A 21,194-nucleotide genomic window follows, 5' to 3' on the forward strand; every position below is an offset into this window, starting at 1 on the left:
AGCCGAGGGCCGATCACCTTCCTGGCCTGCGTAAAGCTCTACCCGTCATTGGCCGCGTGGTGCCGTTCCGCTGCGGCGGTGAGGCGTGCAGGCCAGGAGACGAGCGAGGCCTTCTGGCCGTACCTTGCAGGGCGCTGACCTGCGGGCGGGGCGATCCGGCACCGAAATCAATGAGATGGCGAAGGTCGACTCCCCGCTGCTTTGATGTCCGGCGTGATCTATGTGGAAAGCCGTGACCGGACATTGTTGGACCAGTTGGAGCAGTACTACGACGCGGTGCCCCGCAGCGCCGCACGGGTCGAGGAGTTCGGTCCGCTGTCATTGTTCGTACGGGAGGGCCAGGGCGGTCCGTTCTACGCCCGTCCGACCCGGGGATGGGCGGATGCGGCCGGCACCGCCGACGTCGCCCGCGTCCGTGCCCGGCAACGTGAGCTCGCCCTGCCGGAGAGCTTCGAATGGGTCGCCGAGACCACGCCTGCGCTGCGGGCGGCGGTCGAGGAGTCGGGCCTCGTGGTGCACGAGCACCCGTTGATGGTGCTCGACCCCGAGGACACTCCGCCGGCCGGAACCGAAGTGTTCGACGACCTGCTGGTCCGGATCGTCGGCTCGGACGACCCCGCGTTGCCGAGCGCGCTCGCCGTACCGCATCTCGCGTTCGCGGAACCGGGCACCGGCGTGGGCTCGGCCGACGTGGCGGACATCGCGGAAGCGGTACGGGCGCGGGTCGCCGACGGGTCGGTGGAACGCGTGACCGCACGCATCCGCGCGGGCCTGACCGTGGTGGCGGCGGCCGTACGGGGCGAGACGGCGCTGTGCGCCGGGCAGCACCAGCCGGTCGGAGCGACCACTGAGATCGTCGGTGTCGGAACGCTGCCCGCCGCGCGCCGCCGCGGGCTCGGGCGCGCCGTCACCGCGGCGCTGGTGACCGACGCGTGGGCACGGGGCGTACGGACGATCTTTCTCTCGGCGACCGACGACGATGTCGCGCGGGTGTACGGCCGGGTCGGCTTCCGCCGGATCGGTACCGCGCTCATCGCTGAGCCGGCTGAACAGGCCTCCGCGTAAACGTCGTTTCGCTTGGTACCGGTGAGTCGTTGAGCGGTTCATGGCGGACACCCGAGCCTCATCGGCCACCGCGGACTCGCCAACTGAATAACGTTCAATGCCACCGTCGTCAGGTGTCAACGGACAGCCCATTCGTCGGCCGGAACACAGTCGTGCACGGTGTAGGCCCAGCCATGGAATTCCGCGAAAAACGGGCGCGACAGAAGGATGTCTCCGGCTCGCTGGGCACGCATCATTATCCCGAGTTCGTCTGATGCCGCATCACCCTCGACAGATATTGCGGGGCTCATGCCGCGCTCCTCCGCATATCCACGGAATAGATACGCCAACTCGGAAGGCACTCGTCCGACCAGCCGAATCCCATCCATGGACACCTGTGGACCGAACAGTGCGTCAACGGCCACGCAGGCCAGACCACCCGCGTCCCTGTAGTAGACCGTAACAGCCTTTATGTACGGTGCCGCGGTGGCCGGGCGAAAGTCGACCCGCTGTACAATCGCGCCGTGTCGCCGGCGCATTGGGAAGTCGGTGCATGAGAAACCCTGTCGACCCATTGCAGCGCCCGCTTCCTCGGGGGGCATGCCGAAGCGGAGCGGACCCACGCTTTCGAATGGGATGTAGCGCCACTGCGCTCGATCGGAGTCGTTGACGACGGACCACATCCGTGAGCTCCCCTCCATCCATCGCCAGACGGTGCCTCAAGACACGCTGGTCAGCGACTTTATAACTCTCCCGTCCGCTGCTCGCGCTCGCGCCGCTCCGGCGCGGCGATGATGTCGGCCCGCAACCGCCTGGGAAGGGCGGGGGCCAACCGCGCGCTCAACCCGTCATGTCGCGCTGAACGGCTTCGCCCGCTGAGCACGCCGGTTCAGCACGTCTGCTGAGCGCTCCGCAGCCGCTCAGGTCGGGACGACCGGTAGCGGCGAGGCGGGCTTGATCTCCTCCATCCGAAGGGAGGTGATCAGTCGCTGGCCGCCGCGGAGCGACAGGCGGAGCAGTACCTGCTTCAGCTCGGCGACGTCCTTAGCGACGACCACCAGGATGGCGTCGGTCTCTCCGGCGACCCAGTCGGCGGCGACGACCTGCGGCAGTGCCCGTACCTCGTCCTCGAACCCTCGGACGGTCCGCGGGTCGGAACGGCTCAGCGTCACCGATACGTACACCTGCAACGGAAAGCCCGCCACCGCCGGATCCACCCGGGCGGCGATCTGCCGGACGATGCCCGACGACTTGAGCCGCCGTACGCGGTTCAGGGTGGCCGCGGGCGACAGACCCACGAGCCTCGCCATTTCGACGTTGGTGCGGTCGGCGTCCACCTGGAGCTCGGCGAGCAATCGGACATCGATTTCATCAAGTGACTCGGCCATGAGACCGAATTTTATTTCGTAGATGCGCCTGCTCGGAGAATACGGCCATGGTGTGACCGACGATGGTCAGATGGCGCCCATGAAGACGGCCGTCGACCGGTTCGACCGGTGGATCAGGCACGAGTTCGTCGAACTCAACACCGAGCTGGAAGAGGCGTATTTCTCGGTCCGTCACGAGGTTCTGCTCGGCCACCCGGAGCTCGAGAAGCTCAAACAGACGATCGTGGTGGACGGCGCGAAGCTGATCGCCGGGATCGCCGAAGACGGCGAGATGCCGGCGGACCCGCAAGAGAGATACGAGCTGCTCGGAACGGTCGGTTTCTATCTCGGCGCCTGCCGCAGGCACGAAGCCGACGGCCCCGAGAGCGCGAACCACGGGGCAATCGCCGCTGCCTGGCCGGTCGCGAACCTGCTGGGCTCATCGCTCGGCGTCGCCCCGAGATTCGTGTTCGCCCATCAGTCCCTCTACAACGTGGCCGTCGGCGACACCTACCGGAGCTTCACGTCGATCGAGGACGAGTACGTCTTCACCACCAACAACGGGCTCGCCGTGCTGGCCTACCAGCGTGCGGCCGACGCGCTTCGACGGATTCCCGCGATGGGCGTGTCGAACCCGATGGCGACGTACCTGTTCGAGGACGCGCACGCGGCGCTCAAGGACGTTCTGAGGTTCAACCGCACCCTCGCCGAGACGCTCGACGTCGACCGGTTCTTCTTCAATATCAGGCCGTACTTCAGGCCGTACCGCGTCGGCCGCATCGAGTACCGCGGTGCGAACGCCGGCGACTTCGCGGCGATCAACGAGATCGACCTGTCGCTCGGCCTCTGCGAGCCGCACGATCCCTTCTATCAGCACGTGCTGGCGGAGAAGTACGCCTACGTCCCACCCGAGGATCAGTCCGCGCTGCGGGCGGCGGTGACGGGCGAATCGCTACTGGCGAGATTCCTGGGCGAGGCGGCGACCGGGCCGGTCACCCCTCGGTTCCGGCTGAACGCCGAGCTGTTCCTCGCGGTGTGCCGTGCGCATGGAGCCGCGTACGCCTTCCATCACAACCGGCTGGTCAAGCCGTTCCTCGAGGCACCGGCCAAGGCCGTACCGCAGGAGCGCCTGGGCGATCTCACCGCCAGCGGACCACCCCTCGACGTGGTGGTCGGCGGGCTCGCGCGCCTGAGCGACCTCCGAGCCGCCCGCGACCGGCCCGGTGTCGTCAGCGCCCGGGCCTCGCTCGACCGGCTGAGGGAGCTGGTGTCGACCGGTTCCTGAGCGGGTGAGCGAGAACGCCGAGCGGCCTGCTCCACCGGACACCGGCCCTGCCTCGGGCACGTGTGCGCCTGGGCCGACGACGGCCGCGCCCTCGACATGACGACGTCGCCGTCGCGCCGCGCACCGGCTGAGCCAACTCCTCACCAAGCCCGGCCGAAGGCGCGGGCAACCGGTTCGGTCGCTTGTTGAAGATCGCCTCTGCTCGCGGCACGCATTCGTTCCGCTCGCCCGCCGCCGACTCGGGCGCCGCGGGTTTCCGGGTATTCCGACCTTGGATTTTTGACCACAGCACGGAACGAGGCGAGAGTACGAGGAGGTGTCATGCCGGGCAGGATCCATCTGGTCTTGGTGGCGACGCTGGGCGCGGGAGCCGCCGCCATCGCGGTCTCGGGGGCGGCCGAGGCGATGCTGGGGCGGCCCGACCCGCCGGCGGGTGCCGTCATCAGGAACGCCGAGGGTAAGGTCGTCGGCTCCCTTCGGATCGAGAGCGAACGCTTCGGCAAGTCCGGAGTGACGGTCAGCGTGACGGATCTGCCGGTCGGCTTCCACGGCTTCCACATCCATACGAAGGGCGTCTGCGATCCCAAGTCGATCGACCCGGCCACCGGCAGCCCGTTCTTCAGCGCGGGGGGTCATTTCAATCTCGGCTCGGGCGCACATCCCGACCACTCCGGCGACCTCCCGGCTCTGCTGGTCGCCGCGGACGGCACCGGCAGCGCCTCGGCGGTCACCGATCGCTTCCGGGTACGGCAGTTGCTCGACCGCGACGGCAGCGCGATCGTGATCCACGCCGGGCCGGACAACCAGGCCAACATCCCGGACCGCTACCGGCAGGCCGACGGCCGCCCCGGCCCCGACGCCGAGACCCTCAAGACCGGTGACTCCGGCGCCCGGATCGCCTGCGGGGTGATCGGCGCACGCTGAGACATTGGTCGTCTGGGAGAGCACCGCACCGCCTCTGGCCTGACTCTTTTCACCGCCTTTCATCGCCCCATTGACCGGCTGCCGAGCGCGACGTACGTTGACCGCTGAAACAATTCATTCATTTCTACGAAATGTTTCGAAATGAGCTCGAACATCCCCTTCGAGTGAGTTCCGCGGCGACCGCCGCGCGTCACCGCGCCGGTGAAGGCGCTGGTCAGCGGCGTGGATCGGCATGTGCTGACCAGAGGAGAAGAACCGATGCGAATGAAGGCGAAGGTATTCGGTGCCGTTGCCGCGGCGATCGCGTTGATGGCCACCTGGCTGGTTTTCGCGCCATCGGCACCGGCGGCCGCGCTGACCGAGGTCACCGGATTCGGCAGTAATCCGAGCAATCTGAGAATGCATTTGTACGTGCCGGACACTGTCGCGCCGCGGCCGGCGATCGTGGTGGCCGTTCACTACTGCACCGGCTCCGGCCCCGCCTTCCACTCGGGAACGGAGTTCGCGTCGCTCGCCGACCGGTACGGGTTCATCGTCGTCTACCCGTCGGCCACCCGCAGCGGGAACTGCTTCGACGTCTCCTCTCCTCAAGCGCTGCGGCGCGACGGCGGCAGCGATCCGGTGGGCATCGTCTCGATGGTCAGGTACGTGGAGCAGCGCCATAACGGCGATCCGAGCCGGGTCTATGTCACCGGCGCGTCTTCCGGCGCCATGATGACCAACGTCCTGCTCGGTGACTACCCGGACGTCTTCAAGGCGGGTGCGGCGTTCATGGGCGTGCCCTTCGGGTGCTTCGCCACCACCGACGGTTCCGGCTGGAACAGCACCTGCGCCAACGGCAACCTCATCAGGACCCCACCGCAGTGGGGAGACCTGGTCCGGGCCGCCTACCCCGGCTACAGCGGACCGCGCCCCCGGATGCAGGTGTTCCACGGCACCGAGGACACCACACTGCGGTATCCGAACTTCGGCGAAGAGATCAAGCAGTGGACGAACGTTCTCGGGGTGAGCCAGACGCCGTCCTTCACCGACCGGCCGCAGCCGAACTGGACACGCACCCGTTACGGCGGCAGCGGTGTCGACGCCCCGGTCGAGGCCATCAGCGTTCAGGGCGTCGGCCACAGCCTTCCGCTCGGCGGCATGGCGGACATGGCGATCAGGTTCTTCGGCCTGACCGGCGGGCCGACCTCACCGCCCACGAGCACTCCGACGCCGCCCGGCGATCCCGGAGCCTGCCGCGTCACGTACACCGTGAACGCATGGAACACCGGCCTGACCACCGGCATCACCATCGCCAACACCGGTAGCGCGCCTATCAACGGCTGGTCCCTGGTGTTCACCCTGCCCGGCGGGCAGACCATCACCTCGGGGTGGAACGCCACGTACGCCCCCGCGAGCGGCCAGGTGACCGCGCGGAACGCCGGTCACAACGCCACGATCCCCGCTAACGGATCGGTCGGCATCGGCTTCCAGGCGACGCACACCGGTAACACCGGCAAACCCTCCTCGTTCACCCTCAACGGCGCCGCGTGCGCGGTCGGCTGAACGAGAGCGTGGGGCCGGCGGCCGGCGGCAGTGCACCCGGAAACGTGTGCCCTGCCGCCGGTTGAGCCGGCTCTTCACGAGGACGATCGTCAGCGCACTTCGTAGATGGCGGTGGTGCCGCTCACCTCGTTGCCGACGACGAGCAGTGGCCGGCGCGTCGGGCTGTCGGCGGCCGGGACGAACAGCACGCCCTCGGGGCCCACATCACCGGCGGTCCCGTCCTCGACCGAGCCGGCGAAGTCGCGGGTGCTGAGGTAGTCGGCGAGCACAGGGCGCCGGGGGTCGCTCATGTCGTAGGCGACGATGCCGCTGACCCGCTCCAGCCCGGCGAAGGCGTAGGTGCGACCGCGCACTTCGCCGACCGTGACGCCCTCGGGCTCCGGGCCCTTGTTGTCACTGCGGCTGTCGAAGGAGTCGTTCTCCTCGTTGTCGGCGTTGAAGTTCTCGGGCGACTCGCGGGCGATCAGCCGCTCCAGCTGGTCTCCCGAGTCCCAGACGAGGGCGCCGTCGGTGGAACGTACGGAGATCGACCGGCCGCCGAAGGCGTGCAGCCGCGTGTAGGCGCCGGACGCGTCCCTGGGCGAGTCGGCCGCGACGGTGAGCCGGCCGAGTTCCTCGTCCTTCTGCAGGACGGCGGCGTTCGGGAACGCGGTGGCCGACAGGTTCAGGTCCTTCACCCGTACCTCGTCGGCGTGGCAGTCCCAGTCGCGCCCGTCGCCCTCGTTGGCGGTGACCAGGTAGGTCCGTCCCCGGGAGCGCAGGTGGGCGATGCCATCCGGCATGTACATCTGCGCGGCCCCCACGTGCGGACGGATGTCGATCTTGCCGTCCTTGTCGGAGGCGTCCATGCCGACGCGCCCCGTGTCCTTCAGGCCCAGTGGCGTGATGCGCTCGACCTTGGCGCGGTCGAGGTCCACGACCGCGACCGCGTTGTTCTCCTGCAGGGTCACGTACGCAGTGTCGCCGTCGACGGTGACGTACTCGGGCTCGAGGTCCTGAGCGACGCTCGCACCGGGACCCGAGATGCGCACGCCCTGGGCCCGCAGCCGGCCGGCCTGGTCGTCGAACGCGCGGAAGCCGGCCGTGCGCACCGTCCCGCGGGCGATGTCGATGATGCTGACCGAGCCCTCGGGGTCATCGGCGGCGCCCTCGCAGTAGGACGAGGGCTCGCCTTCGTTGGCGACGACCAGCCGGCGGCCGTCGGGGGTGAAGGTCACCATGTCGGGCAGCGCGCCGGCGCGGAACTCCTTGAGCCTCTTGCCCGAGCGGGCGTCGAAGAGCGTGACCTTCCCTGCGGCGGTCTTGTCCTCGGCCTGCTGGGCGACGGCGACCTTCCCGCCGCGCACGCTGACGCTGTTGGCGCCGGGGGCCGCCAGGGCCATGACGCGAAGGGGGGCACGGGGGTCGCGGATGTCGAGGACGTCGATGGTGCCGTTCTGCGCGTTCACGACGAACACCCGCCTGGTCGCCGGGTCGTAGGCGGTGATCTCCGAGGCTCCGGTTCCGACCGCGCCCGTCGTGACCCGGCCGAGGAAGGCCAGCTCGATTCCCTTCCCATGGTGACCATGACGGTCGTCATGATCACCGCGCGAGGTCGCCCCCTGGGCCGGAGTGGTGATGAGGGCCAGGGACACCGCGGCCGTGCCGGCCGCGGCCGTCAGCCGGGTGATCTTCGTGGTACGCATGTGGCGGAGTGTGGTCAGAGGCCATGAATGCTCTCCCTCATCCAGATGGCCGCACGGTGAAATACCAGGCTGCCGGGGTCTGTGACGGTGCACCGCATGGTTGAGGGTGCGCTTACTCTCGGTGAGCTTCGGGTGTGTTTCGGCGTGCTGTGGCTCCCGGGGTGGCGCAGGTCACATCGCCGCGTGGGAGTAAAAGGGACAAACCGCCGCTTGATAACACTGAAGCGAGCGTGACTCGGCTTCCCCAGTGCCTCACCTGACCGCCTCTGATGGCGGGCAGTGACGTGAGCCACGTGGGACGGGTGACACGTTGAGCGGTTCATCGTCGAGCCGCCCCAGGCACCGAGTGCCCTGTCCGACCCACGACATCTGAACACCCTGTCCGACCCCGCAGCAGTCCCCGCCCGGCCGTTCGTTCGTCCAGGCGCTGAGCCGCCCGTATCTGACCGGAGACACCTTTTTTCATGTCGACGACTGAACCGGCCCCTGACAACCCCTTTCCGCGGCGCTGGATCGCGCTGCTCTTCATAGCCCTCGCCCAGCTGATGGTCATCCTCGATGCCACCATCGTGAACATCGCGCTGCCGTCCGTGCAGAGGGCGCTGGACATCTCCGACGGCAACCGCCAGTGGGTGATCACCGCCTACACCCTCGCGTTCGGCGGGCTGCTCCTCTTCGGGGGCAGGATCAGTGACCTCGTCGGGCGCAAGCGGACCTTCCTGATCGGCCTGATCGGCTTCGCCGGCGCGTCGGCGCTCGGTGGCGCCGCGCAGACCGAGGGACTGTTGCTCGGCGCCCGTGCTCTGCAGGGTGCGTTCGGCGCGCTGCTCGCTCCGTCCGCGCTCTCACTGCTCGCGGTGACCTTCACCACCCCGCGAGAGCGCGCGAAGGCGTTCGGCATCTACGGTGCGATCGCCGGCGGCGGCAGTGCCCTCGGCCTGATCCTCGGCGGCGTGCTGACCGAGTACCTGAACTGGCGCTGGGCGTTGTACGTCAACGTGCCGATCGCGGTCGTCGGCTTCATCGGCGGCATGTCCTTCATCAAGGAGCCCGCGACTCGGCACCGGTCCCACCTGGACGTCCCCGGCGTCGTCCTGGTCACCGCGGGCCTGATCTCCCTGGTGTACGGCTTCACCCGCGCCGAGTCCGAGGGCTGGGGCGAAGGCGGTGTGATCGGCCTGTTCATAGCGGCGGCGGTCCTTCTCGTGGCCTTCGTCGCCGTCGAGAGCTTCACCAAGAACCCGCTGCTGCCCCTGCGCGTGGTGGTCGACCGCACGCGTGGCGGCGCGTACCTGTCCGTCGGCCTGTCAGTGATCGGGATGTTCGGGCTCTTCCTGTTCATGACCTACTACCTGCAGACCATCAAGGGCTATTCGCCCGTCAGGTCCGGCCTGGCCTTCCTGCCGATGACCGCCGCCATGATCACTGGTTCGACGCAGATCGCCGCGCGCCTGATGAACCGGGTGCCGCCGCGCCTGCTGATGGTGCCCGGCCTGCTGCTGGCCGCGAGCGGGGCGGCGCTGCTCACCCAGCTCGAGGTCGACACGCCCTACACACACCTGCTGCTGCCCGCCGAGCTGATGCTCGGCCTCGGGCTCGGCGTGACCTTCATGCCCGCGATGAACCTCGCCACCACCGGCGTCGACCCACGGGACGCGGGCGTGGCCTCGGCGATGGTCAACACCTCCCAGCAGGTCGGCGGGTCGATCGGCACCGCGCTGCTCAACACCATCGCCGCGACCGCGACCGCGGACTACCTCGTCGAGCACTCGAACGGCGTCCCGTCGCCGCAGGTGGCGGCCGTCGGCCTCGTACACGGCTTCAACGTCGCCCTGTGGTGGGCCGTGGGCGTGCTCGTCCTGGCCGCTCTCTTCGTCGCCGTACTGATCAACAACAAGGGTCGCGGCCGGCACGTCGCCACGAAGCTCGACCAGCCGGAGGAGACGGCCCTCATCACGACCGAGACCAAGGCCGAGGCGGCGCTGGTCCGCGAGCTCGAGCGGCTACCCGCCGGTCGCCACCGCGCTGACGCTGGACGGGGCCGCTGAGAGCCGAGTTCGGCCTCATGCTGGGCCACCCCTCCGATGCCTGAGCGGGCACCGGACCGGGCGATGGACGAGCGGGGACTCCGTGCGCGGATCGTCACCGGGAACGGCTGGGCGATCCCGCACGCGGTCGTCACGATCGCCGACCGGACTGGTCTGCCGCTCTGCCGAGCCGTGCGCCGCGCGCGTTCAGCCCGGATCCGGTACGGCGGTGAGCTTGTCCGGGTTGCGTACGACGTCGATCGCGATGATCAACCCGGCGTCGAAGGTGAACGCGATGACGGACAGCACGTCGTCGGCATCGCGCAGCACCGACGTCGCACCCCTCCAGGGCGGCGTCCAGCCCCTCTCCGGTGCGCAGATCAACGCGGTACATCGACACGCTTCGGCTGAGTGCCCGCACAGCGTGCCCCCGCGAGCGCAACTCCTCGGCGACGCGGCGTCCGAGCGTACCCGTCCCTCCGACAATGGCGATTTTCATGCCCTCATGACGACATAGGAGCTTTTTGTGTGACATTCAGTTCTGCCGGTGCCATCCGCCGTCAGGCGTCGCGATCCGGTGCACCACGGTCCCGTGCCGGACGGGTAGGACGGCCGCTTCTCGCGGCCGCCCCACCCGGGTCGCTCAGTTGACGTCGCGTCTCCTCACCAGCACCCCCGTGAGGACGGCGAAGACCGCGAGGTAGGCGAGTGCGAGTGCGATGGACGAGCCTCCGGAGAGGTTCGTCACCACACCGGGCGTCCCGCCCTCGTCCGATACCGGCGTGGCGCCGAGGGCGGCGGCGACCGAACCGGCCACCGTGCCCGGCGTGACGTCGGTCAGCGGCTGGAGCCAGTCGAGCAACGTACCCGCACCGCGCAGCAGGTTCTCGACGACCAGCACCCACACGGCGCCGAGGCCGATGGCCAGCGCCGGGCTGCGGGCGAGGGTGCCGATGGCGACTCCGGCCACGGTCCACATGCCGAGGATGAGGAGACCGCCTCCGAACGCCCCGGCGACGTCACCCGCGGCCGGCCAGGCGATGCTCTGCCCTTCGACGGTCGCCAGCGTCGACGCGAAGCCGAGGTCGACGGCGAAGGTCACGACGACGAGGCCGACGACGACGCATGCGAGCGCGGCGAGCGTGCCCGCGGTCACGGTGAGCCGCCCGGGGCCCTGGCTGAAGGCGGTCTTCCAGGTGCCCCACCCGTACCCGCTGCCGGCGGCGAGCGCGCCGAGGGTCAGCATGATGGCACCGCCGAACATCGGCATGCCCTGCACCACCGCCTCCGGCACCGCGTCCGGCATGAGCCCGGCGAGCAGCCGCTCCCGCGAGACGCCCTCGCTGGCGAAGCCGCCGCCGTTGCGGTACGCGAGATACGTGAACACGTAGTCGAAGATGATGTTCAGCAGCAGCCAGACGCCGAGCATCACCCACAGGGCCGGCCAACGTCGCAGCCTGAGCATTTCGGCGCGGGTACCGGCCATGATGGCGGTCATCGCTGGTCCTCCTCGGTGGCGGTCATCTCGAAGAACACCTCTTCGAGTGAGCGTTCGGACGGGCGTATCTCGTGGACGTCGACCTCCGCCGACACAAGGGCCCGGGTGACCTCGGCGGCGAGGCCCGGGTCGACGAGCAGCCGCAGCGTGCCGTCGACGACCGACACGGCGTTGTCCCCGACGACCCGCATGCATACGGCCAGGGCGGCGTCCAGCGGGTCGGCGCGTACGAGCAGGCGGTTGCCGCCGCGGAGTTCGGTGACCGTCGCCTCGGTGATGAGCCGGCCGCGCGAGATCACCCCGACCCGGTCGCACACCTCTTGTACTTCGCTGAGCAGGTGGCTGGACAGCAGTACGGTGTGGCCGGCGGCGGCCAGGTCGGCGATGAGCCGCCGCATGTCACTGACGCCTGCGGGGTCGAGGCCGTTGGTCGGCTCGTCGAGGATCAGCAGCTCGGGTTCGCCGAGCAGCGCCGCGGCCACTCCCAGGCGCTGCTTCATGCCCAGGGAGTACGACCTGAACCGGTCGCCCGCTCGGTCGGTGAGGTCGACCTGGGCGAGCGCCCACTCGACGTTGTCGTCGGCGAGGCCGCGGTAGCGGGCCAGGACCCGCAGGTTGTCCCGGCCGCTGAGGTACGGATAGAACCCGGGGCCCTCGATCAGCGCGCCGATCCGGCTGTTCGCGGCCGGTGCGCCGGGCCGCTGCCCGAGCACGGTGGCCGCGCCGCTCGTAGCGCGGATCAGGCCGAGGATCATGCGGAGTGTGGTGGTCTTCCCGGCGCCGTTGGGGCCGAGGAACCCGTACACCTCGCCACGCCGCACGGTCAGGCTCACGGCGTCGACGGCCACGTGCTCGCCGTACCTCTTGGTCAGGAGCTGTGTGCTTACGGCCGCCGCCACCTCAGGCGGCGCGGCCGTGTCGGTGAGTGTTGTCATGCCTTCGAGGGTGCTCGCAGGGGCGCTACCAGGTCGTCCCCGCGGCGGCGGCATCGCGGATACGCGGGATCACGTACGCGTGCTACGCCCCGCCGGGGACGCCCGCCGGGCCCGCGGCCTTCTATCGTCGAAACCGTGAGGAGTGTCAGGGAACGCGGGCGGCGGTGGCTGCTGGACCTATCGCTCTGCCTGCCGTTCCTCCTTATCGGCCTGATCGGCACGTCGGGCGCCGCGAGGTTCCAGCCCGGGGCCCATGCCGCGGATGCGATCGCTTACGTGCTGGTGGCGGCCGCGGCCCTGTCTCTCGCCGCGCGCCGCAGCCCGGCGGTGTGCCTCGCGCTCAACGGCGCGGTGGTCGCCGCCTACCTGGCGGCCGGTTACCCGTTCGGCCCCATCCTGCTGACCGTTCCCGCCGCCGTCTACGCGGTGGCCGTACGGTGGCCGCTGCCCCGCGCGAGCCTGGTGGTGGCCACCGACTTCGGCGTGCTCCTTGTCGCGTCGTTCGCCAAGCGGGTCAGGGAGCCGGGCGGCGCTGACATCATCGAGAAGATGCTCTGGCACACGCTCGCCTGGGGGGCGGTGGTGGCCGCCGCGCTCGCGGTGGGCGCGGCGGTACGGGTGCGCCGCGAGTCGGTGGGCAGGGTGCGCACCGAGACGGCCCGGCGGGTGGCCTCCGAGGAGCGGTTGCGGATGGCACAGGACCTGCACGACTCCATCGGCCACGGGCTCGCGGTGATCGCGATGCAGGCGGGCGTCGCGCTGCACGTGCTCGACCGCGACCTGGACGGGGCCCGGCAGGCCATGGAGGCGGTACGGGCGACCAGCCGCGAATCGCTGGACGACCTCCGTGCCGAGCTGGAGGCGCTGCGCAGGCCCGGCGCGGCCGAGCGGCGGCCCGCCCCCGGCCTCGGCGATCTCGGCCGGCTCACCGACCGGGTGCGGGCAGGCGGTGTGACGGTGCGCGAGGACCTCGATTTCGATCTTTCGGCGGTGCCCCCCGAGGTGAGCAAGGCCGCGTACCGCATCGTTCAGGAGTCATTGACCAATGTGCTGAGGCACTCCGGCGCCGCGGAGACCCGGATCCGGGTGTGGCGCGAGGACGGCGCGCTGCTCGTCGAGGTCACCGACACGGGCCGGGCCGGCGCCGTCGAAGGCACGCCCGGCAACGCCGGTAACGGCGTCGTACGGACTGGCGGGCACGGTGCCGATCACGCCGGTGGCCGCGGTGGTGGGCGCGGTGGTGGGCGCGGCGGTGGTCACGGCGGTGGTCACGGCATCTTCGGTATCCGGGCGCAGGCCGAGGCGCTCGGCGGTACGCTCCACGCCGGACCGCGCCCTGCCGGTGGGTTCGTGGTCGAGGCGCGGCTGCCGCTGCCCGGTGGGAAGGGCCGGTGATCGAAGTGATCCGGGTCGTCGTGGTCGACGATCAAGCTCTCGTACGTGTCGGGGTGCGGACGCTGATCGGCTCCGAGCCCGACATCGAACTCGTCGGTGAGGGCACCGACGGGCGCACCGGTGTCTCGGCGGTCCGGACGGCGGTGCCCGACGTCGTGCTCATGGACATCCGGATGCCGGAGATGGACGGCCTGGCGGCGCTTCGTGAGATCACCGCCGATCCCGCGCTCAGCGGCGTGCGGGTCGTGATGCTCACGACGTTCGGGCTCGACGAGTACGTTTTCGAGGCGTTGCGAAGCGGGGCGAGCGGTTTCGTCCTCAAGGACGCCGAGCCCGAGGAACTGCTCCGGGCCGTACGAGTGGTCGCCGAGGGCGGATCGCTGCTTTCGCCGTCGGTCACCCGCAGCGTGATCGCGCGCTTCGCCCGCCCGGGTCCCGCGACCGTGGCGCACCCGGGCATCGAGCGGCTGACCGATCGCGAACGCGAGGTGGTGGGCTGGGTGGCCACCGGCATGTCCAACGACGAGATCGCCGCGCAACTGGTCGTCAGTAGCGAGACCATCCGTACCCACGTGAGCCGGGCGATGCTCAAGATGCACGCCCGCGACCGCGCGCAACTCGTCGTCTTCGCGCTGCAGTCCGGCCTCGGCCCTCCTCTGTGAACCGGTCATCGGCCTGCGATGAGGGCGCGGAAGCGCGCGTCATGGATGTCGATCACTGGATCGGCCGGGTCGGCGACGAACACCGCCACCGCCCAGTCGTCGGGATCTACGATCTCGTCGAGGATCCAGCGCCAGGCCCGCAGGTTGGGATGCTCGTAGTCGGGGCACGCCTCGGCCGGTTCCAGGAGCCTGATGGCTTCCTCTATCTGCTCGGGCTCCAGCGGATGGACGGCGGTGCCGCCCGTGTGACCGCAGACGGTGGCCAAGACGGCGGCGGGCAGGTGGCCGGCGCCCACGTTGACCACGGGGAAGATGGTTTCGTCTTCGGAGTTGAACAGGGCGAGGCCATAGGCGTACGGGCGTTCCCAGCCGGGGATCGCGGCCTCCATGCGAGTACGCGCCGCGTCGATGTCCTCCTTAGTCGGCCACCGTTCAGCGGGTGCGGAGCTCTTCGCCATGGGCGGAACCTATCTGTGGTCGGCCGGTCGATCTCACCGGAGGTGTCGCCGGCGTGCTCCGTACAGGGCGGCAATGCTGGTCGGTCACCGGGTCGCGGTGGGCATCGGGCAGGTCCGCGGGCCGAGGTCAGGGGTGCCGCGGTCGGGGATGCCGTGGGCCGGGACCGTATGAGCTCGGCCGGCTTCGCCGTGCGATCGGTGGCGGGGCCTCGCCTGCGTCTGGCCGAGCAGCGTGCCGCCCAGGGCGATGACCATGCCGAGCAGCTGCACCGGTGTGAGGTCCTGGCGGAGTACCGCCCAGCCGATGATCGCGGCGGACACCGGGCTGAGCAGGCCGAGGAAGGCCACCGAGGTCGCGGGCAGGCGGGAGATGCCCCGGAACCAGAGCCAGTACGCGATCGCTGTGCCGATGACGCCGAGGTAGATGTAGCCGAGCAGGTTCTCACCGTTCAGGGCGGGCGGCGGGCCCTCGACCAGGAGGGCGACGGGGACGAGGAGCAGCCCGCCGGCGGTGAGCTGCCAGCCCGTGAGGGTCAGTGCGCCGACGCCCTCGGGACGGCCCCAGCGTTTGGTGAGCACCGTGCCGGCCGTCATGGACGCGGCCCCGGCCAGACCGGCGAGTACCCCGACGGTGTCGAGCCCCGCGTCGGCACGGAGGACGACCAGGCCGACTCCGAGCAGTCCGGCGAAGCCGGCGAGCAGCTTGCGCGACGTCGGCCGCTCGGCGAGCAGTGCGGCGGCGAAGGCGAGAGCGAACAGCGGGCCGACCGCACCGAGCACGGCGGCGACGCCGCCGGGCAGCCGGTACGCGGCAAGGAAGAGCAGCGGGAAGAACGCGCCGATGTTCAGCGCTCCGAGCACCGTGGCCCGCCAGATCCACGCGCCGCGCGGCAGTACGCGGGTGACGGCGAGGAGGACGAGCCCGGCGGGCAGAGCTCTCATCAGCGCGGTGAAGAGCGGGCGTTCGGGCGGCAGGAACTCCGTGGTCACGGCGTAGGTCGAGCCCCATACGAGCGGGGTGAGCGCGGTGAGCGCGAGGTAGTGGGCACTGCGCTGGGGGGACACCGTGCCCGGAGCCGCGATCACGGCCATATCGATCACTCTCCATTGATAATCTCAACGTTGAGATAAAATCATGAGAGTCTCGCAGCGTCAAGAAGATTAATGTTGAGATACTTCATATTGAGGGGACATGCATGGGCGACGCGGTGGATCTGGTGCTGGCCCAGTGGCGGCGGGAACGGCCGGATCTGGACGTGTGGCCCATGGGCGTCATCGGGCGGATCTCCAGGTTGTCCCGGCTGCTGGACCGCGAGTTGAAGGAGTTCTTCGCCGCGCACGGGCTGGAGAACTGGGAGTTCGACATGCTCGCCACGCTGCGGCGGTCCGGGCCGCCCTACGAGCTGACGGCGGGCGCCCTGAACAGGGCGGCGATGGTGACGTCCGGGGCGATCACTAACCGGATCGACCGGATGGCGGCCAAGGGGCTGGTCGACCGGGTGCCGGACGGTACGGATCGGCGCTCGGTCCGGGTCCGGCTCACCGAGCGGGGGCTGGCGACGGCCGACGAACTGGTCGTGCTGCACGTGGCGAACGAGGCGCGCCTGCTGGAGGCGCTGGACCCGGAGGAACGCGATCAGCTGGTGAACGCGTTGCGCCGGCTGTTGGAGTCGCTGGGCGACACATCGCTCGGATAGGAGCCGCGGCGCTTCTTGGTTTCAGCGACGGTGTGGCGCTGCGCCCGCACTTTCTGCGGGTGGTCGGTGTGCCGCCGCAGACCTACCGCGCCGGCTTTCGCGTCGCCTGACACGGGGGGCCTGCGGCTCCGCTTGATTCTGGCCGAGCAGGGTGCCGCCGAGGGCGATGGCCATGCCCAGCAGTTGGATCGGGGTGAGGGTCTCGCTGAGTGCGGCCCAGCCGATGACGGCGGCCGACACCGGGGTGATCAGGCTGACGAAGGTGACCGAGGTGGCGGAGAGGCGGGAGATGCCGCGGAACCAAATCCAGTACGCGACGGCGGTGGCGATGATGCCGAGATAGGCGTAACCGAGGATGTTCTCGCCGGTGAGGGCGGGAGGCGGGCCCTCGATCACCAGGGCGATGGGTACGAGCAGCAGCCCACCGGCCGTGAGCTGCCAGGCGGTGAGAGTGAGCGCGCCGACGCCTTCGGGACGGCCCCAGCGCTCCGTGAGCACCATACCGGCGACCATGGACGCCGTCCCGGCCAGCGCGGCGACCACCCCGGTGGTGTCGAGATGCGCGTTCGCGCGCAGCACGACCATGCCGACGCCGAGCGGCCCGGCGATGCCGCCCAGGAGCTTGAGCATCGTCGGCCGCTGGGCGAGCAGCACGGCGGAGAAGGCGATGGCGAGCAGAGGGCCCACCGCGCCCACCACGGCGGCGACACCGCCGGGCAGCCGGTAGGCGGCCACGAACAGCAGCGGAAAGAACGCGCCGATGTTCAGCACGCCGAGCACGGCGGCCCGCCCGATCCAGATGCCGCGCGGCAGGACTCGGGTGAACGCGAGTAGCAGCAGTCCGGCCGGCAGCGCCCTCATCAGCGCGGTGAAGAGCGGACGGCCGGGCGGCAGCAACTCCGTGGTGACAGCGAAGATGGAGCCCCAGACGAGCGGGGTCAATGCGGTGATTGCGAGGTTTCGGGCGATCGGCACGGGGATGGCCGTGCGCGGGGCCGTGTTGGCGGCCATACTTAATGACTCCTTGTTGATTATTTCAACCATGAGATAACAGCATGGCGAAAACCTTCGTGTCAAGTAGATCAATGTTGAGATTTTTCGGTCGAAAGGGCTGTCGTGACCGACGCGGTGGACAAGGTGCTGGCCCAGTGGCGGCGGGAACGGCCTGATGTGGACGTGTGGCCCATGGGGATCGTCGGGCGGATCGCCAGGGTGCACCGGCTGCTTGATCGGGAGCTGAAGGAGTTCTTCGCCGGGCACGGGCTGGAGACGTGGGAGTTCGACATGCTGGCCACGCTGCGGCGGTCCGGCGCGCCGTACGAACTGACGGCGGGCGCCCTGAACAGGGCGATGATGGTGACCACCGGGGCGATCACCAACCGGATCGATCGGATGGCGGCCAAGGGACTCGTCGAGCGCGTGCCGGACGGGGTGGACCGGCGGTCGGTACGGGTCCGGCTCACCGAGCGGGGGCTGGAGACGATCGATGAACTGGTCGCACCGCACGTGGCGAACGAGGCCCGTCTGCTGGCGGCACTGGACCCACAGGAGCGGGATCAACTGGTGCACGCCTTGCGCCGGCTGCTGGAGTCGCTGGGCGACACGTCCCTGGTATAGGCGCTGTCGGGGGACGTCCGTGACCGGTGCCCGAATCTCCCGCTCCCGTTGAACCGCCGGTCGATGCCCCGGCCGTTCGGTGATGGGCCCGTACGCTCAGCGGCCGAGCCGCCGGCGCGCCCTGTACAGGGCGGCGCCAGCGCACAGCACGACGGTGCCCATGGCGACCGAGGCGAGTGGGAGGCTGATGGCCAGTGCCGCGCAGCCGATCAGTCCCAGGACGGGGACGATGCGCGGCGGGCGGCCTTCGCCGGGCGTCAGGGTCCAGGCCGATGCGTTGGCGATGGCGTAGTAGACGAGCACGCCGAACGACGAGAAACCGATGGCGCCGCGCAGGTCGGCGGTCAGCGTGAGGACGATGACGGCCACGCCGACGGCGAGTTCGGCGCGGTGCGGAACGTGGAAGCGCGGGTGGACGGCGGCCAGCACATGCGGCAGATGCCGGTCTCGGGCCATGGCCAGGGTCGTACGGGAGACACCGAGGATCAGGGCGAGCAGTGAGCCGAGTGCCGCGATCGCGGCACCGGCGCCGACCATCGGCACCAGCCCCGGCGCCCCCGCGGCGCGAACGGCCTCGGCGAGCGGTGCGCTCGCGCGTGCCAGGCCGCCGGGCCCAAGCACCGTCAGGGCCGAGACCGCCACGGCCGTGTACACGACCAGCGTGATGCCCAGAGCGATCGTGATCGCCCTGGGAATGGTCCGCGCGGGCTCGCGGACCTCTTCGCCCAGCGTCGCGATCCGCGCGTAGCCGGCGAAGGCGAAGAACAGCAGACCGGCGCTCTGCAGCACTCCGCCCACGCTCGGGTCGGTGGTGACGTCCAGGCGCGCCGCGTCGGCGTGGGCGCTGGTCAAGGTGACCACCACCACGGCGGAGAGTACGGCGAGCACCAGCGCGACGATGATCCGGGTCAGCCAGGCGGCCTTCTGCACGCCGCTGTAGTTCAAGGCGATCAGCGCCACCACGGCGGCCACCGCGACCGCGCGTTCCCGCCCCGGCCAGGCATAGGCGCCGACCGTCAGGGCCATCGCCGCGCACGACGCCGTCTTGCCGACCACGAAACTCCAGCCGGCCAGGTAGCCCCAGAACGCGCCCAGGCGTTCCCGGCCGTACACGTAGGTCCCGCCGGAGGCGGGGTGGCGGGCGGCCAGGCGGGCCGAGGAGGTGGCGTTGCAGTACGCCACCACCGCCGCGAGCCCGAGCCCGAGCAGCAGCCCGGACCCGGCGGCCTCGGCGGCCGGGGCGAGCGCGGAGAACACCCCGGCGCCGATCATGGCCCCCAGGCCGATCATCACCGCGTCCCCGACGCCCAGGCGACGCTGCAGCTCCGGCCGGCCGGTGCCGGCCGCCGTACCGGTCATCCCCGTGTGCCGTCGGCGGCCTGCGCAGTGGTCTCGTACGCCTGCGGGTCGGTCGCGTACGCCCGCAGGAAGGTACGGACCCCGGCCCGTGCGACGGTGTGCAGTTCGGCGTCGGGGATGGGCACGGTGCCGAGCCTGGACCGCGCCTCGATCGGGCCGGTCAGCAGGGCGACGAACTGCTCGGCCGCCTCGGCGGGGTCGCCCGCGCGCAGGCGGCCGGCGAGCGAGAGCCGCGCCAGCCGGTCGGCCAGCGCGTCGTTGACGCGGCCGGTCCCGTGCCCCCTGACGGTGTCGAGGAGCTCGGGGAACCTGCCGAGCTCGGCGTGCAGCAGCCGCCGGAGCGCCCACGACCGGTCGTCGCAGTAGCACTGGAGCAGGCGGTGGCCGACGTCCTCCAGTGCCGTACGGATGTCGTCACCGACGTCGCGCAGCCGCTCGATCGCGGCCAGCTCGTCGGCCATCGAGCGTTCGGCGGCGGCCGCCATCGCCTGGCGGAACAGGTTCGCCTTGTCGCTGAGGTGGTTGTAGACGGTGGGCTTGGCGACGCCCGCCTCGTCCGCGATGTCCTTCACGCACGCCTGCCCGTAGCCCTCACGGGCGAACACGGTGAACGCCGCGTCGAGGATCGCCTGCCGCTTGTCGATGCGCCCGCGTGGGGCGCGCCGTTCCGCCTCCGCCGAGGTGGCTGTTCCCGTCACGTCGTCATCGTATCGGGACGCCTGGACTTCTGAACGTACAGGTTCAGATCCATGGTCTTGTCGGTTGTGCAGGACGCGGCTGGACCGCTCATCCGCTCCCGCGGGCGAGGTCGGCGGGCGGGCGGCGCAGCAGGCGGTTCACCCCGAGCAGGCCGGTGAACGCCGCCACCAGGAGGCAGCCGGCAGTGAGCCCGGCCAGTGGCCGCCACGGCACGGTGAGCGGCACCCGCAGGTAGGCGCCGTTCAGTCCCTCGCGGTAGACGATCAGGGCCAGCGCGATCAGCGCGGCGGCGACGAGGACCGCGACCGTGGTGACCAGGAGGATCTCGCCCAGGATGAGCAGGCGGACAGTCCAGGGCCGGGCGCCGATCAGCCGGAGGCCCGCGATCTCCCTGCCTCGGCGGCTCAGGGCCATCACCAGGACGTTGGCGATCGCGATGAGCGCGAACAGCGACGCCGGTCCGGCGAGGATCAGGAAGACGAGCCGGTTGAGCCGGTCCTGCTCGCCGGCCGATGCGGAGACGAACCGGTCGGCCGGACCCACCCGTACCTTCTCCGGGTCGAGTACGGAGGCCAGGGCGCGCGCGGCGGAGGCCGGGTCGGCCGGTGGTGACGCGAGCAGCACGGACGCCCGCGGCACCGGTCCGGCCTGGTCGCGGGCCAGCGCCGGCGACAACAGGATCGGGGGAGCGTCGGCCCGCCGTCCAGTACCGCCTGGATCGTCGCGTCGATCGTCCGGCCGTCGAAGAACGCCAGCCGCACCCGGCCCCCGGCGCGCAGGCCGTACCAACCGGCGTACTCGTCGCTCACCGCCACCTCGGTGGGTGGTGTATCTGCGCGCGTCCCCCCGGCGACTGCCCGGCGTATGACTCCGGGGAATCTCGCGCGGCAGAGAGCCATCGCCGGAGTCGTGGCGGATGATCGAGCAGGCCAGATCCCATCTGGGGTGGCGTGCTCCGGGGTTGGTCCCCGGTGACCGGTCAGGGATCTGGACCGAC

General features: G+C 70.3%; 21 protein-coding genes and 1 pseudogene. 9 read left to right on the forward strand and 13 right to left on the reverse strand.

Annotated elements, in window-relative coordinates; genetic code table 11:
* Nucleotides 1-213 precede the first annotated feature (213 nt).
* Entirely contained in the window at nt 214-1,065 is an 852-nt protein-coding gene (locus HKK74_RS41750; protein WP_222723231.1) for a GNAT family N-acetyltransferase, read from the forward strand.
* An 899-nt stretch (nt 1,066-1,964) separates the two neighbouring features.
* On the opposite strand, the gene HKK74_RS37720 is transcribed toward HKK74_RS41750, so the two are convergent.
* Nucleotides 1,965-2,432, reverse strand: a complete 468-nt coding sequence (locus HKK74_RS37720; RefSeq protein WP_187248228.1) for an Lrp/AsnC family transcriptional regulator — start codon at nt 2,430-2,432, stop codon at nt 1,965-1,967.
* A gap of 52 nt (nt 2,433-2,484) precedes the next feature.
* Here HKK74_RS37720 and HKK74_RS37725 point away from each other — a divergent pair, with 52 nt between their 5' ends.
* Both HKK74_RS37725 and HKK74_RS37730 read left to right on the forward strand, forming a co-directional pair.
* Nucleotides 2,485-3,696, forward strand: a complete 1,212-nt coding sequence (locus tag HKK74_RS37725) for a monodechloroaminopyrrolnitrin synthase PrnB family protein (protein ID WP_187248229.1) — start codon at nt 2,485-2,487, stop codon at nt 3,694-3,696.
* Nucleotides 3,697-4,017: 321 nt separating this feature from the next.
* Nucleotides 4,018-4,620 (forward strand): superoxide dismutase family protein, encoded by a 603-nt coding sequence (locus tag HKK74_RS37730; RefSeq protein WP_187248230.1) that lies wholly within the window; start codon nt 4,018-4,020, stop codon nt 4,618-4,620.
* Between the two features lie 59 nt (nt 4,621-4,679).
* Here HKK74_RS37730 and HKK74_RS40640 read toward each other — a convergent pair whose 3' ends face one another.
* Nucleotides 4,680-5,042 carry a hypothetical protein gene (locus HKK74_RS40640; RefSeq protein ID WP_246492398.1) on the reverse strand — a complete coding sequence of 121 codons (363 nt, stop codon included), beginning with the start codon at nt 5,040-5,042 and terminating at the stop codon, nt 4,680-4,682.
* On the opposite strand from HKK74_RS40640, the gene HKK74_RS37735 reads away from it, so the two are divergent.
* On the forward strand, nt 5,032-6,165 hold the full coding sequence (locus HKK74_RS37735; RefSeq protein ID WP_312882181.1) for an extracellular catalytic domain type 1 short-chain-length polyhydroxyalkanoate depolymerase: 1,134 nt from the start codon (nt 5,032-5,034) through the stop codon (nt 6,163-6,165). The genes HKK74_RS40640 and HKK74_RS37735 overlap by 11 nt on opposite strands.
* 89 nt (nt 6,166-6,254) lie before the next feature.
* On the opposite strand, the gene HKK74_RS37740 is transcribed toward HKK74_RS37735, so the two are convergent.
* The gene (locus tag HKK74_RS37740; protein WP_222723232.1) at nt 6,255-7,850 is read right to left on the reverse strand and encodes a choice-of-anchor I family protein; all 1,596 of its coding nucleotides are present in this window, start codon (nt 7,848-7,850) and stop codon (nt 6,255-6,257) included.
* A 464-nt stretch (nt 7,851-8,314) separates the two neighbouring features.
* Here HKK74_RS37740 and HKK74_RS37745 point away from each other — a divergent pair, with 464 nt between their 5' ends.
* Nucleotides 8,315-9,898, forward strand: coding sequence for an MFS transporter (locus HKK74_RS37745; RefSeq protein ID WP_187248232.1), 1,584 nt, complete (start codon nt 8,315-8,317; stop codon nt 9,896-9,898).
* 186 nt (nt 9,899-10,084) lie between these two features.
* On the opposite strand, the gene HKK74_RS41205 is transcribed toward HKK74_RS37745, so the two are convergent.
* The 4 genes and pseudogenes from HKK74_RS41205 to HKK74_RS37760 form a co-directional block, all read right to left on the reverse strand.
* Entirely contained in the window at nt 10,085-10,207 is a 123-nt protein-coding gene (locus HKK74_RS41205) for a hypothetical protein (protein WP_281398217.1), read from the reverse strand.
* A 40-nt stretch (nt 10,208-10,247) separates the two neighbouring features.
* A pseudogene (locus tag HKK74_RS42085) lies at nt 10,248-10,412 on the reverse strand (NAD-dependent epimerase/dehydratase family protein); the annotation flags it as partial.
* Between the two features lie 108 nt (nt 10,413-10,520).
* Nucleotides 10,521-11,375, reverse strand: a complete 855-nt coding sequence (locus HKK74_RS37755; RefSeq protein WP_187248233.1) for an ABC transporter permease subunit — start codon at nt 11,373-11,375, stop codon at nt 10,521-10,523.
* The gene (locus HKK74_RS37760) at nt 11,372-12,310 is read right to left on the reverse strand and encodes an ABC transporter ATP-binding protein (protein ID WP_187248234.1); all 939 of its coding nucleotides are present in this window, start codon (nt 12,308-12,310) and stop codon (nt 11,372-11,374) included. Before HKK74_RS37760 ends, HKK74_RS37755 begins: the two co-directional genes overlap by 4 nt.
* A 135-nt stretch (nt 12,311-12,445) precedes the next feature.
* Here HKK74_RS37760 and HKK74_RS37765 point away from each other — a divergent pair, with 135 nt between their 5' ends.
* Nucleotides 12,446-13,705: a sensor histidine kinase gene (locus HKK74_RS37765; protein WP_187248235.1), complete on the forward strand. Its 1,260-nt coding sequence runs from the start codon at nt 12,446-12,448 to the stop codon at nt 13,703-13,705.
* A gap of 5 nt (nt 13,706-13,710) precedes the next feature.
* Entirely contained in the window at nt 13,711-14,367 is a 657-nt protein-coding gene (locus tag HKK74_RS37770; RefSeq protein ID WP_187248244.1) for a response regulator, read from the forward strand.
* A gap of 5 nt (nt 14,368-14,372) precedes the next feature.
* Here HKK74_RS37770 and HKK74_RS37775 read toward each other — a convergent pair whose 3' ends face one another.
* Complete coding sequence (locus HKK74_RS37775) at nt 14,373-14,825, reverse strand: hypothetical protein (protein ID WP_187248236.1); 453 nt, start codon at nt 14,823-14,825, stop codon at nt 14,373-14,375.
* An 84-nt stretch (nt 14,826-14,909) separates the two neighbouring features.
* Complete coding sequence (locus HKK74_RS37780) at nt 14,910-15,917, reverse strand: EamA family transporter (RefSeq protein ID WP_187248245.1); 1,008 nt, start codon at nt 15,915-15,917, stop codon at nt 14,910-14,912.
* Between the two features lie 104 nt (nt 15,918-16,021).
* On the opposite strand from HKK74_RS37780, the gene HKK74_RS37785 reads away from it, so the two are divergent.
* Nucleotides 16,022-16,522 carry a MarR family winged helix-turn-helix transcriptional regulator gene (locus tag HKK74_RS37785; RefSeq protein ID WP_187248237.1) on the forward strand — a complete coding sequence of 167 codons (501 nt, stop codon included), beginning with the start codon at nt 16,022-16,024 and terminating at the stop codon, nt 16,520-16,522.
* Between the two features lie 21 nt (nt 16,523-16,543).
* Here the strand turns inward: HKK74_RS37785 and HKK74_RS37790 are convergent, their stop codons facing one another.
* Entirely contained in the window at nt 16,544-17,533 is a 990-nt protein-coding gene (locus tag HKK74_RS37790; RefSeq protein WP_187248238.1) for an EamA family transporter, read from the reverse strand.
* Nucleotides 17,534-17,638: 105 nt separating this feature from the next.
* On the opposite strand from HKK74_RS37790, the gene HKK74_RS37795 reads away from it, so the two are divergent.
* A complete protein-coding gene (locus tag HKK74_RS37795) occupies nt 17,639-18,139 on the forward strand; it encodes a MarR family winged helix-turn-helix transcriptional regulator (protein WP_187248239.1) in 501 nt (166 codons plus the stop codon).
* Between the two features lie 96 nt (nt 18,140-18,235).
* Here the strand turns inward: HKK74_RS37795 and HKK74_RS37800 are convergent, their stop codons facing one another.
* From HKK74_RS37800 to HKK74_RS37810, 3 genes are all read right to left on the reverse strand, one after another.
* Nucleotides 18,236-19,498: an APC family permease gene (locus HKK74_RS37800; protein WP_187248240.1), complete on the reverse strand. Its 1,263-nt coding sequence runs from the start codon at nt 19,496-19,498 to the stop codon at nt 18,236-18,238.
* Entirely contained in the window at nt 19,495-20,196 is a 702-nt protein-coding gene (locus tag HKK74_RS37805) for a TetR/AcrR family transcriptional regulator (protein WP_187248241.1), read from the reverse strand. Before HKK74_RS37805 ends, HKK74_RS37800 begins: the two co-directional genes overlap by 4 nt.
* Nucleotides 20,197-20,284: 88 nt before the next feature.
* Nucleotides 20,285-20,872: an FtsX-like permease family protein gene (locus tag HKK74_RS37810; protein ID WP_187248242.1), complete on the reverse strand. Its 588-nt coding sequence runs from the start codon at nt 20,870-20,872 to the stop codon at nt 20,285-20,287.
* Nucleotides 20,873-21,194 lie beyond the last annotated feature (322 nt).

Source organism: Actinomadura alba (assembly GCF_014323705.1).
Classification (GTDB): domain Bacteria; phylum Actinomycetota; class Actinomycetes; order Streptosporangiales; family Streptosporangiaceae; genus Actinomadura_C; species Actinomadura_C alba.